At 44.4% G+C, this 14,566-nt stretch carries 14 protein-coding genes; 6 read left to right on the top strand and 8 right to left on the bottom strand.

From position 1 onward, the window contains the following. Positions 1-304: 304 nt before the first annotated feature. Genes OXB_RS08005 through OXB_RS07975 form a run of 7 tightly spaced genes read right to left on the bottom strand, consistent with a single transcriptional unit; the run spans position 305 to position 8,200 of the window. A complete protein-coding gene (locus tag OXB_RS08005; protein WP_041073292.1) occupies positions 305-2,098 on the bottom strand; it encodes a helix-turn-helix domain-containing protein in 1,794 nt (597 codons plus the stop codon). A gap of 23 nt (positions 2,099-2,121) precedes the next feature. Further along, positions 2,122-2,781, bottom strand: coding sequence for a DUF1028 domain-containing protein (locus OXB_RS08000; protein ID WP_041073290.1), 660 nt, complete (start codon positions 2,779-2,781; stop codon positions 2,122-2,124). Continuing rightward, on the bottom strand, positions 2,778-3,758 hold the full coding sequence (locus tag OXB_RS07995) for an ABC transporter ATP-binding protein (RefSeq protein WP_041073288.1): 981 nt from the start codon (positions 3,756-3,758) through the stop codon (positions 2,778-2,780). Before OXB_RS07995 ends, OXB_RS08000 begins: the two co-directional genes overlap by 4 nt. After that, the gene (locus OXB_RS07990) at positions 3,745-4,734 is read right to left on the bottom strand and encodes an ABC transporter ATP-binding protein (protein WP_041073286.1); all 990 of its coding nucleotides are present in this window, start codon (positions 4,732-4,734) and stop codon (positions 3,745-3,747) included. The genes OXB_RS07995 and OXB_RS07990 overlap by 14 nt, the downstream gene beginning before the upstream one ends. Before the next feature lie 21 nt (positions 4,735-4,755). Then, positions 4,756-5,592, bottom strand: coding sequence for an ABC transporter permease (locus tag OXB_RS07985; protein WP_052483918.1), 837 nt, complete (start codon positions 5,590-5,592; stop codon positions 4,756-4,758). Between the two features lie 20 nt (positions 5,593-5,612). Next, positions 5,613-6,557: an ABC transporter permease gene (locus OXB_RS07980; RefSeq protein ID WP_041073282.1), complete on the bottom strand. Its 945-nt coding sequence runs from the start codon at positions 6,555-6,557 to the stop codon at positions 5,613-5,615. Between the two features lie 59 nt (positions 6,558-6,616). Continuing rightward, the gene (locus tag OXB_RS07975) at positions 6,617-8,200 is read right to left on the bottom strand and encodes an ABC transporter substrate-binding protein (RefSeq protein WP_041073281.1); all 1,584 of its coding nucleotides are present in this window, start codon (positions 8,198-8,200) and stop codon (positions 6,617-6,619) included. Between the two features lie 180 nt (positions 8,201-8,380). On the opposite strand from OXB_RS07975, the gene OXB_RS07970 reads away from it, so the two are divergent. After that, positions 8,381-9,514, top strand: coding sequence for an amidohydrolase (locus OXB_RS07970; RefSeq protein ID WP_041073280.1), 1,134 nt, complete (start codon positions 8,381-8,383; stop codon positions 9,512-9,514). 242 nt (positions 9,515-9,756) lie between these two features. Here the strand turns inward: OXB_RS07970 and OXB_RS07965 are convergent, their stop codons facing one another. Beyond that, positions 9,757-10,020 (bottom strand): DUF2188 domain-containing protein, encoded by a 264-nt coding sequence (locus tag OXB_RS07965; protein ID WP_041073278.1) that lies wholly within the window; start codon positions 10,018-10,020, stop codon positions 9,757-9,759. Positions 10,021-10,377: 357 nt separating this feature from the next. Between OXB_RS07965 and OXB_RS07960 the strand changes: the two genes are divergently transcribed. From OXB_RS07960 to OXB_RS18645, 5 genes are all read left to right on the top strand, one after another. Beyond that, positions 10,378-11,736, top strand: a complete 1,359-nt coding sequence (locus OXB_RS07960) for a trypsin-like peptidase domain-containing protein (RefSeq protein WP_041073276.1) — start codon at positions 10,378-10,380, stop codon at positions 11,734-11,736. A gap of 196 nt (positions 11,737-11,932) precedes the next feature. After that, complete coding sequence (locus tag OXB_RS07955; RefSeq protein WP_052483917.1) at positions 11,933-13,477, top strand: BCCT family transporter; 1,545 nt, start codon at positions 11,933-11,935, stop codon at positions 13,475-13,477. 4 nt (positions 13,478-13,481) lie between these two features. Then, complete coding sequence (locus tag OXB_RS18205) at positions 13,482-13,628, top strand: YfhE family protein (protein ID WP_070098197.1); 147 nt, start codon at positions 13,482-13,484, stop codon at positions 13,626-13,628. 186 nt (positions 13,629-13,814) lie between these two features. Then, positions 13,815-14,033 (top strand): hypothetical protein, encoded by a 219-nt coding sequence (locus tag OXB_RS07950; RefSeq protein WP_041073273.1) that lies wholly within the window; start codon positions 13,815-13,817, stop codon positions 14,031-14,033. 94 nt (positions 14,034-14,127) lie between these two features. Further along, positions 14,128-14,517: a hypothetical protein gene (locus OXB_RS18645; RefSeq protein WP_144399664.1), complete on the top strand. Its 390-nt coding sequence runs from the start codon at positions 14,128-14,130 to the stop codon at positions 14,515-14,517. The last annotated feature ends 49 nt before the right edge of the window (positions 14,518-14,566 follow it).

Here is a 14,566-nt window from a genome sequence, read left to right as displayed (position 1 = left end):
ACAACTCTATTAGTGAAAGAATTTTTTAAGGATATCGCAATTTTTTTCACAGAACTACTTTGACTATTTGAGAAGTTAACCTAAATTCACCATCCCCTGAAAGAGCCTAAATTTCTGTAAAGAGAACAGATATTCAACATATCAAACCCTTAGCAGTTCAATTAGATAACCGTTGACTAACTCGTATCATGCGAGCCTCCGGACCCGGCATCCATGCTCTAGCTATGATGAATATCCCCAAAGTATTGGATTCTATAGATTCCTTTGAAACAAAAAAATTGAGCACTCACATGTGGGTGAATGCTCAAAGACGTAGATAGTCATAGATTTTACAAGCCAATTGAATATCGAACCATTGGGCGGGATCTGCTAAAGAGATTTCTAGAATCTCTTCGATGCGCTTCAGTCGATAATATAGGGTGTTTTGGTGTATTACCAATGACTCCGTAACGTTTTTCAAGTTTTTATTATGCTGCACATAAGCAAGCAATGTCTCTATTAAATCGACGTTTTGATTGTCAACCAACGGACCTAAGTGGTCAGACAAAAACGCTTCCAATTCGTTTCTTTCCAAGTCAAGCAAAATTCGATCTATGCCCCCATTCGAAAACTGATGGACCTGACCCTTTTTTCGTTTCATTAACAAAGTTATGCTTTTTTCAGCATCCCTATAAGATTTGCGAATCTCATGAAAGCCCTCATACACGTTTCCTAAACCGATATATACAGGCCATGTAACCTCATTCATGTGCTTAGTCAATTGTGTCACCTGTTGGCGAGCTTTCACTTTCCCTTCATCTTTAGGGAAGGAGAGAAAGGCGATGACTTGGTTTCCCCGTTGTGTCACAATACCTTTTATATGATAAAAGATAAGCATTTCTTCAATCCACTTCATCCACTTCTCTCTCTCAAATCGAGAATCTCGATAAGGAGCACTTTCCATTTCGCTGCAAATTAAAGCAACATAATAATCTTTCGGATGTAGACCCAAGTTGTTCGCTTGTTCTTCTAACTGCCCATCATGTATCCCTAGTAATATCTTTTCAAATATTTCACCGTAAATCATTTGTTGGGCTTCTCGAATGGATTGCTGCTTCATCATTTCCAATGACAACAAAGATGAGCCGTATTCCAACAACATACGATTTACATGGTGAAATTTCTCTTTTTCTATGTACGTTAATAAAAAACCTATAACCAAGTTGGATCCTACTATCGGAATAATGATGATTGAGGTTCCGTCTTTCTTATCATAGACTTGCCACTTTTTCATAGTGATTACATATTGTACTTCCCTAGTGGATATCATGCCGGATGGAAGCTCAGTTGGCACCATTTCAACTTCCGCTATCAGATTAAAAAGATCATCATAGAGGGCAATGGGCGCTTCTATGTATTGCTGAAGCGCCTGTACCATTTTTTGAATCCCTTTATTTTGATTGCTTAACATCGTTAATTCATTATACAAATCCGCCGTTTTCTGTTGTTGATCATGCTCTTTACGTAAGGCGGTAGTTGCGAGCACTAGCTCATTTTCCAAATGTGCCTCTCTGTTTGACAACATATGGTGCCGATATGCCAAGGTGATGAAAGGAGTGAATGAATGTAGGATATTCATGAAACTAGATGGATACCGGCTCTTCTCATCATGCCCACTCATAGTCAGAACCCCTATAGCACCACGTTCATCCAGTAATGGAATGGCAATGGTTTGATGAGGATACTCCGCTTGAATCGTAGACTTGATGTAATGTGATAAATTGGCAGGACTCATTGTACGCATGGTACTCATAACGGACTCCCGGGACGTTAAAAAAAGCGGATGCCCTGTAGCAAACACCTGACCGGAAATTCCTTCACCCGGAATCAGCTGCGTCTTCCGATAATTTTCTTCGACATATCCGACGGCATGCTTGACGATGAGCTTCTGTGTCTTTTCACTGTAAATTAATAGAAATCCCGAATCCAATTGAGGAATAGCATCGATCATTTGTTGCAGAATACTCTCAACAAATTCAGCCTGCCCCACCGCCTTCATAATTTTCGTGGTAGCTGAGGTAAGAATTTCGTATAAATTCGTATCCATCGTATGTGTCATTCCAATCCTCCGCTCTTACAAAATTAAGTCAGGCGAATGCCCGCTTCAATTGTTTCAATCCATTCATCATAGCGATCAATCAGCACATGCTTGTTTTTTCTATAAATCTTCTCCAGTTCCAAAACTGGTTCTTCCGCATCATCCACTCGAAAGTCAACATAGGGATATCCTTCAACCGCCTCGACTTTCAGTATGGCTGATTGTTTCCCTCGCCGATCGCCACCTAATCTATCCCCTTCAAGCAAGGCCGCCAATAATTTCTCTTCCAATCTCCCTGCGGTAGACTCGAAAGCGTGTTCCATTCCTTCTAGTACTTCCCTACTTTCTAATAGGTTACCTAAAATGGCGTATTGCTTTCCAATAATATGTCCCTTTACTTCATCGTTTTCGATTCCAGTATAGACTGCGCTGTTTCCAAAACGATCTAATATGGCCAATTGCCTCAACTCTCTGCCTGCATCGCCATGCAGTAAAGTATTCAATGTTTCATTGGCAGTTTGCCCTTCACGTAAATGGCGCATTCCTTTTATACCAAGGGATGGGTTGACCCAACCTTGTGTTGCAATAATCCCGACATTCGCTTGAATTGCGGGGGAATGGGCCCCGACTGCTGGAAAATAAGATGCGATGGCAGCTCCGAAGTTTCCGGTATTCGGACATCTAGCAATAATTGAATATGTCATTCTACATTCTCCTCTACTACGTGACATGCCACAAAATGATCCGGTTCAACCTCTTTTAATCGGGGGACCGCTTGTTTACAAATGTCTTTTGCTAATGGACAGCGTGTATGAAACTTACAGCCCACGGGTGGATTCATGGGGCTTGGAATGTCCCCGCTCAATCTAATATTCTTCCTCTTTACAGTGGGATCTGGAACCGGGATAGCCGATATTAACGCTTGCGTGTATGGATGCAACGGCTTCTCATACAACGTTTCGCTAGCTGCCAACTCAACAATGCTTCCCAAATACATGACAGCGATACGATCGCTAATATATTCGACCACGCTTAAATCATGCGCGATGAATAAATAGGTTAGCTTGTACTCATCCTGTAAATCTTTCATCAAGTTAATAATTTGGGCCTGGATAGAGACATCCAAGGCCGCGACGGGTTCATCCGCAATAATAAATTTAGGATTTAAGGCTAACGAACGTGCAATCCCAATCCGTTGCCGTTGACCTCCAGAAAATTCATGAGGATAGCGGGTTAAATAATCTTTTGAAATGCCTACCGCATCAATGAGTTCTAACACCCGTTTTTTTCTGTTTGGAACTCTATAGGTCACCAAGGGTTCGCTAATCAATTCTTCCACCGTCATCCTAGGATTTAAGGAAGCATAAGGATCTTGAAATATCATTTGAAAGTCTTTTCGTTTTGTACGGAGTTGCTCCTTTGTAAAACTCGTCAGGTCCTCTCCTTCAAAGTAAATAGAACCGGCCGTCGCTTCCATGAGCCGCAAAAGGAGCCGGCCCGTCGTGGACTTTCCACATCCTGACTCTCCTACAACCCCAAACGTCTCCCCCTTCTGAATGGAAAAAGAAAGATTATCGACCGCTCGAATGATTTGCTTTTTCTTACTCAAAAAAGTACTTCCCAATGAAAAGTGTTTCGATAGGTTTTCCACACGAACTAGCTCTTGATTAGATGTTTGCATGTTCTACCTCCTTTTCATATAGGTAACATGCGACTTGATGTTCCTGTTCATCTTCCCGTAATGCTGGGCGTACCATTCGGCATGTCTCCATAACATATGGACAACGATCGGCAAATGAACAACCGCTCGGCAAATTATGTAGATTGGGAGGTTGTCCGTGTATCGGCTTCAACCGTGCTCGATCACCGAGTTTCGGCAACGATGCGAGTAGTCCTTTTGTATAGGGGTGTTTTGGATTTGCAAATAACTCTGCAACCGATGCTTTCTCTACAATTTTTCCCGCATACATCACCGCAACTTCATCGCAAACTTCCGCCACCACACCTAAATCATGGGTGATCAAAATAACCCCTGCTCCGGTTTCATCCCGCAAATCCCGAATCAGTTCTAACACTTGTGCTTGAATCGTGACATCCAGAGCCGTCGTTGGTTCATCCGCAATCAATAGTTTCGGATTTCCTGCCAAGGCCATGGCGATGACACCCCGTTGCCTCATTCCACCACTGAATTGGTGAGGGTATTGAGCGGCCCTAATTTCTGGGGAAGGGATTCCGACGCGCGCGATCATCTCTACCGCCTTTTTCCAAGCACTTTTTTTAGACATCTTTTCATGAATAAAAGGCACTTCCGCAATTTGATTACCCACAGTATAAACGGGATTCAGGGAAGTCATCGGATCCTGGGCGATCAAACTTATCTCCTTCCCACGGATTTGCTGCATTTGCCTTTCTTTTAACTGTAACAAGTCTTGCCCTTCAAATAGAACTTGCCCTGTGACACTTTCACTTTTTCGATTTCCGACTAAACGCAAGATCGATTGGGAGGTAATACTTTTCCCAGAGCCGGACTCCCCGACAATGCCAAGTATTTGCCCTCGCTGGATCGTAAAAGAAATATCATCTACAGCCTTTACCATTCCTCTATCTGTCCGAAATGTAGTGGTCAACGATCTCACTTCCAGTAATGGATCCTTCATCGCTCCCGGAACACCTCCTTCTTATCGTTCATTTCGCAACCTTGGATCAAGCGCATCACGCAAGCCGTCTCCCATAATATTAAAACTGAGAACTGCCAACGTAATTGCGATTCCCGGGAAGATAGCCGTCCACCATGAGATTTCCATCCAATCTTTCGCCTCACTCAACATAATTCCCCAAGAGGGGATATCTGGAGAAACGCCCAACCCTAAAAAACTCAGAGCCGCCTCTGCCAATATGGCAAATGCGAAGGAGAGGGTCACTTGAACGATTAAAGGAGCAAGCGAGTTGGGAAGAATATGACGAATCATAATTTGAAATGAGCTAACTCCCATTGACCGGGCAGCCTCGATGTATAAAGAATCTCGGATATTCAACACGGCACCTCGCGCAATTCGAGCAAAAATGGGAGTGTAGACAATCCCAATGGCAATCATCAGGTTGGTTAAACTCGGTCCCAATATTGCCATGATAACAAGTGCCAGAAGTATATCTGGAAAAGCAAATAATACGTCGGTAATCCGGGAAAGAATTTGATCGATCTTCCCTCCAAAATAGCCTGCTACAATTCCAATCATTGTGCCGAAAAACAAAGAAAATCCCACCGCAATGATGCCCACTTTTAATGAAATCTGAGCTCCATATAATATCCGGCTAAAAATATCGCGTCCGAATTGATCTGTCCCAAACCAATGTTGCGCATTCGGCGAAGCGAGTGAACTTATAGAATTCATGGCGTAAGGATCATAGGGGACAATCCATTTTGCGAACACCGCGACGACCAGAATTAGAGCAATGAACAAGAATCCTACAAAGGCAAATCTATTTTGCTTAAACCTTTTCCATGTTTCTCTCATACAACATCCCTCACTTATACCTAACTGTACCGAATTCTAGGATTGATCATGGCATAGAGGATATCCACCGCTAAATTGATTAGCACAAATGCGCTTGCGATAAATAATATCGTGCCTTGCAGCAGGCTATAATCCCGGTTAGAAATGGCTTGCAAAGCCAATTGCCCGATTCCTGGCAAAGAAAATATCTGCTCTATGATGATTGAACCTCCCAGAAGATAGCCCGCTTGGATTCCTAAAACGGTTATGACGGGAACCAATGCGTTACGCAATCCATGTTTCCAAATTAGCCGAGAACGGTTGACTCCTTTGGCTTTTGCCATTTTCATATATTCCTCACCCAACACTTCCAACATAGAGGACCGGGTCATTCTCATTGTCACCGCCCCTACCGAAGTACCTAACGCGATTCCTGGCATCAACATGGTTTTCAGATTCGTCCACATTCCATCCGAAATTGGTACAAATCCACTGGACGGCAACCAGCTTAGATGGAGAGAAAACAAAAGTATCATCAACGTCCCCAGCCAAAAATTAGGTACAGAAATGCCAAACATTCCAAAAAAACTAGCGCCGTAATCAACCGGTGTATTTCTTTTGAGTGCCGCGAATGTCCCCAAAGGAATGGCAATAAGCAAAGCAAAGAGAATACTGATGATGGTCAATTCCAATGTCACCGGCAGCCTACCGATGATAAGATCCATAACCGGCTCATTTGTGAAGGAAGAAATCCCGAGGTCCCCTTTAAACAGACTCATGATCCAAATGCCATATTGAATAAAAATGGATTGATCCAAACCGTATTTCTGTCTTAAAACTTCCGCTTGTGCCTCATTGTAATTTGTTCCCAGCATCGCCGTCACCGTGTCACCCGGAACAAGCCGTACCATGAAAAAGGCAATGATGGATATACCGAATAGTACAGGAATGGCAATAAGCAAGCGGCGTAAAATATATGAAAGCAAGATGACACCTCCCATAAGCGAAAAAGGGGATGAAACCAAATCATCCCCTTTCTAGTTGTTTATCGGTCAATCCACGTGCTTTCCAATGATTTCGTGGTAACCGCCGGATTCACATCGAATCCATTCACCCCGTCCCGAATAGCAGAAGCATGCTGGTTTGCATATAAGAAGACCATGGGTGCCTCATCTACAATGATGGATTGAGCTTCCTTGTAAATTTCGAAACGCTCCGCTTGATCAGCTGTCGCTCTTCCCTCTTCCAGCAATTGATCCACTTCCGGATTGGAATAGCCCTGCTGATTCCAAACTTCATCCGTGTGGAATATGTTGTATAAGAATTCATCTGGATCTACGAAACCGACCCATCCGACAATGGACATTTCAAAATCTTTCTTACCTAAAGCGTCAAAGAAAATGCTATCTTCTTGTTGAAGAATCTCGACATTGATGCCCAATGGCTGCAATTGTTGTTTCACCACTTGAGCCGCGTCAACCTGGGCCTTGTTCTGACCCACTTTCAATGTAATATCAAAACCATTTTCATAACCGGCTTCTTTTAATAAAGACTTCGCTTTTTCAATATCCTGTTTCGGATATGCGTCCAATTCACCATATGCCCAGTGGCCCGGAGGAATCGGTCCCCCTGTCAAAATGGTAGCCTGACCAAATTTTACAGTTGCGTTCATAGCTTCCCTGTCAATCGCCGTAGCAATAGCTTGTCGTACTTCCTTCTCTTTCAGAGGACCTTCTGCTACATTCAGACCGATGTATTCCCAGTATGTTCCCGTTACAGGTTCTACAGTTAGCCCATCCGCTTTAGATAAAAGTTGAATGTCTTTAGGTGACAATTGAAGGATAATGTCGATCTCTTTATTTCGGATCGCTGTCGTTCTGGATGTTTCATCTGGCACCGATTTCCATACGACTTTATCTAAATATGGAAAGCCTTCCTTGAAATAATCCTCAAATCTTTCCAACACCATCTCTTGATCTTTTTTCCAATGCACTAATTTAAACGGACCGCTTCCCGCATCCGCATTATCCAAACTACCACCGTTTTCCTCTACCACAGTCTTATTAACAATGGCATTCATTGGATACGCCAAAAATGTTAAGAATGGAGCTACTGGTTTTTCCAGGTGGATAACAACCGTATATTCATCCGGCATTTCAATCGATTCGACCGCTTCAAATTGAGGTGCCCGTACGAGCTGTTCCACGATACGTTCTATGGAATATTTAACATCATCTGAAGTCAGGTCCTCTCCATTGTGGAATTTCACACCCTTATGCAGCTTAAGTGTATATAATTTTCCATCTTCGGAGATCTCATAGTCTTCTACTAAATCCCCTTCAATCTCTCCGTACGTACCTTCTTTGTATTTAAAGAGAGTATTGTACATGTTTTCAATGTAGTGCATCGATTGGGCATTTGTCTCACTATGCGGATCCAACCCCTGCGCGTCATTTAAATCGACAATCGTCAACTCCCCACCGGCTATCGGTTCACCCATTGATTTTGGTTCACCTTCCACACCGTTTTTCACATTTTCATCTTGCGGCGGAGAGGTCTCCTTGCTGCCGGAACATCCGGCAAGCACTACTAAAAAAACTAAACCGAGAATACTAGCAAGCTTTTTCATCACATAACACCCCTTCTTGTAGTAGTCCAACTAATTTCATTGTAGGAAAACGGTCTACTCATTTGTATGGAAGTTCCCCCGAAAGTAAGCGTTCACATTTTGGAACTTCTCCCAAATCGGAAGTCCTTGTTCTTTTATATAATGAGAAATAAAGCTGTCATTAGGAGGAATTCCGTCAAAATGTTGTTCATTCAAAATGCCTTGTTTTATATAGGAACGGGAAAAAAACTAGAAGGACATATGGAAGTTGTTGATGGGAAAATCAGCCGGATTGGAAAAGAGATTTCCCCCACTTCAACTGCGAAAATACTAGATGCAAAAGGAAAAATCATTACACCCGGACTGATTGACGTACATACCCATCTTGGTATCAATCAAGAAGGCGTCGGACAGGCTGGACATGATTTTAATGAAGCCAGCTCTGAAGTGACTCCCCAAGTGAATGTGATAGATGCCATAAATATGAAGGACCAAGGCATTGAAGACGCCCGCCGTTCGGGAGTGACAACAGTCCAAATCATGCCCGGAAGTGCAAATGTGATAGGAGGCGAAATGGTCGTCATTAAAACAGCAGGGTCGATTGTCGATGATTGCATCGTACGAAACCCTTCCGGATTAAAAGCAGCAGTGGGCGAAAACCCAAAAAAGTATCATAACAATCGAGTGCAAACGAGGATGGGCATTGCCGCAAGAATACGGGAAAAATTAGTGGAAGCCCAATATTATATGGAACAACGGCAAAAGGGAAAGTGTAGACCTGATTTGGGATTGGAGAATATTGCCAAGGTCCTTCGTAAAGAAATCCCTCTTCGTGTCCACGCACACCGGGCCGATGACATATCTACCGTACTCCGAATACAGAAAGAATTTGATATAGAGATTACAATCGAACATTGCACGGAAGGACATCATATTGCAGATTTACTAGCCAAACGGAACATACAGGTCTCGGTAGGACCTACAATGTCCACACGACCAAAGTTAGAACTCGCGGAACAAGGATGGAATACACTTACCGCATTAGAAAAAGCGGGCGTATCAATATCCTTGACAACAGACCACCCCGTAATCAGCATTGAACATTTGATGACTAGTGCAATTTTAGCGAATAAAAATGGGTTAACTGAACAACAGGCCCTCCAAGCCATCACCTTAAACGCAGCCCATCATTTAAATCTTGCCTACCGCATCGGCTCACTTGAACAAGGCAAAGATGCGGATTTTGTCATATGGAATGGAGATCCCTTTGACCTTCGCACTTCCGTAGCAGCAACTTTTATTGACGGCAAGCCGGTGTATGAAAAGAATGATTGATCTATTTGCTGAGTTATAAGTTCCTGGAAAGACTTACGATCGTTCTCGGAATTTATGAGAGATTCGTGAAAACTTAGGGACGCGCTAACAGCAAACTATTGCGATTCGCAGGAATTGAGTCTTGACGGATGGTTACGCATGCTACGCACTTGGGTGCCTCTTTCGAAAGTTTAAAAGTGATCTTCCATGATTTTGCTCAATAAAAAAACCCCGGATCTCTCTGATCCAAAGGGTTCCCTTCATCAATCATTCCCATATTCCAATTGTTCTTTAATCCGGCCATCGTCTCCATGCAGGTAGGCGATAGTGCCAGCATCTTTCGCGAGGCGTTTGGCTTCTTCTATGGCTTCGTCTCGCGAACCGCTCGTACAGACTGGAGCGGTTTCGCCTTCGCGTTTGACTGCCCATCCTTCCTCGTCGTGCGGAACGACATGGAATCGGGCATCCTTCGTACCAGCACGGTCTTCAAAATAATCTTCTTGATCGCGCTTCTTGTTGTCTGCCATGCTAGATTCTCCTCTCCAAATCATCTTTTCTTTCATTACCCGCTTGGAAGTGTTTGAAACGAACTCTTGAGGAAATCCACTGGGGCTTCATAACATTTTTAATAGACCTCGCAACATTTTCAATTAACCTTATAACGTTCTCCCTCCACCTCAAAACATTTTCATCTAACCTCACAACAGTCACCCTCCACCTCGAAACATTTCCATCCACCCTCACAACAGTCACCCGCAGTCTAGTACTTAATGATTATGGATACACTGGAAATAAACGTGAAAAAGCTTTTCCACTATACAAACCGCTAGCTCAATAACTAGCCAAAACGGACGATATGAACTGTAGAGAAAGGGGGAGTGCGGATGTTTTGCACGCATTGTGGACACCCGAATGCGAAAGGGGCCCGCTACTGTGGCGGCTGCGGCCAATCAATGGCGCAGACAGGACGAAAAGGCTGGATGATTACCATCTCCATCGCCTGTCTGCTTGTGCTCGGCGGGGTCGGATATGGATTTATCCAAGTGCTTGGGGAAGGTGATGTGAAATCCGTTGCCCACATCGAACCGGCGAAAGAACCAGAATCGCCGATCAAAGAGCCTATAGCCGACAATAAAGATGCCACGCCAAAAAGCGAATCGGCTCCGAAAGAAAAGGAGAAGACCCAAGTCATCCGTGAGACACTGCCTCGTGTATTCACAATTTTCACGGAGGACGGTCTTGGTTCAGGCTTTCTCTATGCGAAAGGCGGCCTGATCGTGACGAATGCCCATGTCGTAGCGGGTTATACGGATGTCGTCGTGCGAAATTCGGATGGCAAGGATGCAGCGGGGAAAGTCATCGGCATTTCGGATAAGTATGATGTGGCGCTGATTCGGTCAGAGGCATTCCGGAACTTACAGCCGCTCCATGCGGAATCTGTCGAAACGCCGATCGGGACCGAAGTTATTGCGCTCGGCAGTCCGACCGGCTTGGAAAACACCGCCTCCATCGGCTATTTGACTGGGGTGAACCGGGATATCGAACTGGGGTTCATTTATGAAAAAGCGTATCAGATTGATGCCCAAATCGATAACGGCAGCAGCGGCGGGCCGCTGCTCGATGCCAAGACGGGCAAAGTGATCGGCATCAATTCTTTGATTCGAACCGATAATAGACGATTCGGCTTTTCCATTCCGTTGTATACCGTTACGCCGCTCATCGATTCCTGGGTAAAGAATCCGATGACGGAACGGCAAGTCGCATCGCTTTTCGGCGTGTACGAAAATTACGCCGTCGCCGACTCCTATGATGAGGATGGCTATTACGACGATTACCAGGACTTCTATGAAAATGAAGAAGATTATGTTCCAGAGAGCACCGGCTATTTCGACCCGGACCATCTGGAGGATTTCATTCTAGAATTCCGATCCACATATGAAACGGCTTTGTTATATGAGGAATTTCATTACATTGAAGACTTCTTACTCCCCGGCAGCTCCGCCTACAAGGAATACCGTGACTATTTCAATGAAATCGCTAACCAGGGCATGCACTTTGAATTTTACGAAAACGTCGTTACCGATCTTACCATCCAGCACGACACCGCTCTCCTGTCCACCTATGAAACCTTCAATTTCATCAACGCCGCTGGAGATGAACGGTTTTATGAAAAAGAAAAGATTTATGAAGTATTGTTAGATGAAGAAGGATATTATCGGATCAAACAAGTGAAGAATAAGTAGCTCCTGTAAAAAACGCCGACAAGCGAAGGATTCCCCTTGGCCAGTGGCGTTTTTTGATTCCTCTGTAAAAGTTTAAAGCATACCGGCATCAAAGGCATGTTTCCAGTTTATTCGGGTATACTCTATACAGATTCCGAACAGCCTCCTGCCTTTTGGACAAGGGGAATGTTTTACATAAGACAAGGAGGGGGGAGCTATGAAAAAAATATCGAATGTCTTCTATATAACAATCGGTCTGATTGTGTTGGCGGTTGGATTCGGTGTCATCTTGCCGGACCAATTTGAATCCATCACCGAAACAGTTAAAGGTATAGTGTCCTCCGTATTTGGATGGTATTATATGCTACTTATTACTTTTTTGCTCGCAATCAGCATCTTCCTGATTTTCAGTCCATTCGGCAGGATTCGGCTCGGAAAGGACACAGATCGCCCACAATTCAACACAGTCACTTGGATCGCGATGCTGTTTTCCGCCGGGATGGGCATCGGGTTGGTTTTTTATGGAGCGGCTGAGCCCCTATCCCATTACGCGATTGACCCGGCGACCGAAGAGCCGAATACGAATGCAGCCTACAAAGAAGCACTCCGCCAAACGTTCTTCCATTACGGCATCCATGTTTGGGCTTTGTATGGAATTGTCGCTCTTGCATTAGCCTATTTCCAGTTCCGCAAAGAGGAACCCGGTTTAATTTCCGCGACGCTTAAACCGATCTTCGGAGATAAAATGAATGGACCTTGGGGTACGGTCATTGATGTCCTCGCCGTATTTGCCACAGCATTCGGTGTAGCCACTTCCCTTGGCTTCGGTGCCGTACAAATCAATTCGGGGCTCCATTACTTATTCGGAATCGAAATAGGGATTCGTCCTCAATTCATCATCGTCTCCATTGTGACGGTGTTGTTCATTTTTTCGGCATGGTCGGGATTAAGTCGTGGCATCCGGTACCTGTCCAATACAAACCTGGTGTTAGCCCTCGCTCTCTTGGGGTTTGTTTTAATTTTAGGACCTACCTTACTCATTTTCGATATGTTCACCGATTCAATTGGCGGTTATCTTGCCCAATTGATCAATATGAGTTTTAGAACATCTCCATTAAACGACGCCCATCGGGAGTGGCTTGAAAGCTGGACCATTTTCTACTGGGCCTGGTGGATTTCCTGGGCACCTTTCGTCAGCATGTTCATTGCACGGATTTCAAAAGGGCGTACAATCCGGGAATTCATGGTCGGCGTGTTAGTGGCCCCCGCTTTACTAAGTTTCATCTGGTTTTCATCTTTTGGTACAACAGCCATTGAAATACAACGCGCCGGCGTGATTGATTTGGCGGCTAGCGACACCTCGCTTGTTGTGTTTCAGATGTTCAGCTCCCTTCCTTGGTCGTCAATTACATCCGGTTTCACCATATTGCTGATCGCCTCGTTTTTCATCACGTCCGCAGACTCGGCAACATTTGTATTGGGAATGCAATCCACTTACGGATCGCTGACACCGACGAACCCCGTGAAATTCGTTTGGGGATTGATCCAGTCTACGATCGCTTTGATCCTGTTATCGGTCGGCGGACTTTCTGCCTTGCAAAACACCATCATCATTGCTGCGTTGCCGTTTTCGTTCATCATCCTAATGATGGTATTCTCCCTGTTCAAATCCTTGAAAAAGGAAGTTCGAATACCAAAGGGAACGCAAGCGTTTAATCCGCCCGGTTTGAGGAAAACTAAAAAACAAGGCGGAGAGGAGTGATAGTATGAGTGAAAAGAAAGAGCCGCATGTGCAATTGACCGAGAAAAACAATGGTTCGTCATCAACACAAGAAGTTTTATATGCGGACGAATATAAAAAAGCGGATAAAGCAGCTAAACGGAAAGCGGCTGAACAGAATAATCAAAACTGAATATAGGTAATGGAAAGCTATAGGAAATATTGTTGATTCCTATAGCTTTTTGACGTTTTAATCATTTTCCCAATACGACATTTCCCGGGAAATAGCGGCAGGATATGATGATCCACAATACAGGCTGTCCCCCCAACGCATGCCCCTATCCTGTCGGGACAACATGAACCAAAGGAGAGGAACATCATGAAAGAATTCAAAGTCACCTATTTCTTTGATCAAGAGCATTATATCCGTCGATTTGTCCATCTGGATTCCTTCGAGCAGGCAAGAGAACTGGTTACCGCTGAGCGGGACCAGTATATTTCATTCATCGACAGCCGCGGCATCTACCACGAATTCCACACAGGCCAAGTGCGCGTCACCCAAATTTCGGAGTATTTCAGGGAGAAGAAGTCGTCCTAAATCAGGTTCCGAATCTAATACTTGATCAGGCAAAGAGACTGCACGAGGCATGTAGTCTCTCTTATCACGTCTTGAATGTGGTGAGGACTTCAAAATGTTTCGACTCAACTTCACTATGTTTCACGTGATTTTCGGACACCCAACAAGTCTCGAAACAATTCTTCCCTGCCTCGTAACACTTTCTTCAAACCTCGAAATGCTCACGCCCCACCCCACAACATTTCCACCAAACCTCGAAACGTTTCCCCACTTCACAACGTTTTCTTCTAAGCTCGAAACATTCCTATCCTACCTCACAACATCTACCTCAAACCTCGAAACGCTCCCGCCCCACCTCACAACATTTCCACCAAACCTCGAAACGTTCCCCCACTTCACAACGTTTTCTTCTAAGCTCGAAACATCCCTATCCAACCTCACAACATCTCCCTCAAACCTCGAAACGCTCCCGCCCCACCTCACAACATTTCCACCGAACCCCTAAACATTCCTATCCTCGCTCATCATTGCGCAGTTGACTGTCCCCTTTACAA

The sequence above is a fragment of the Bacillus sp. OxB-1 genome, assembly GCF_000829195.1.
Taxonomy (GTDB): Bacteria; Bacillota; Bacilli; order Bacillales_A; family Planococcaceae; genus Sporosarcina.
This window is presented reverse-complemented; position numbering and strand designations above follow the sequence as displayed.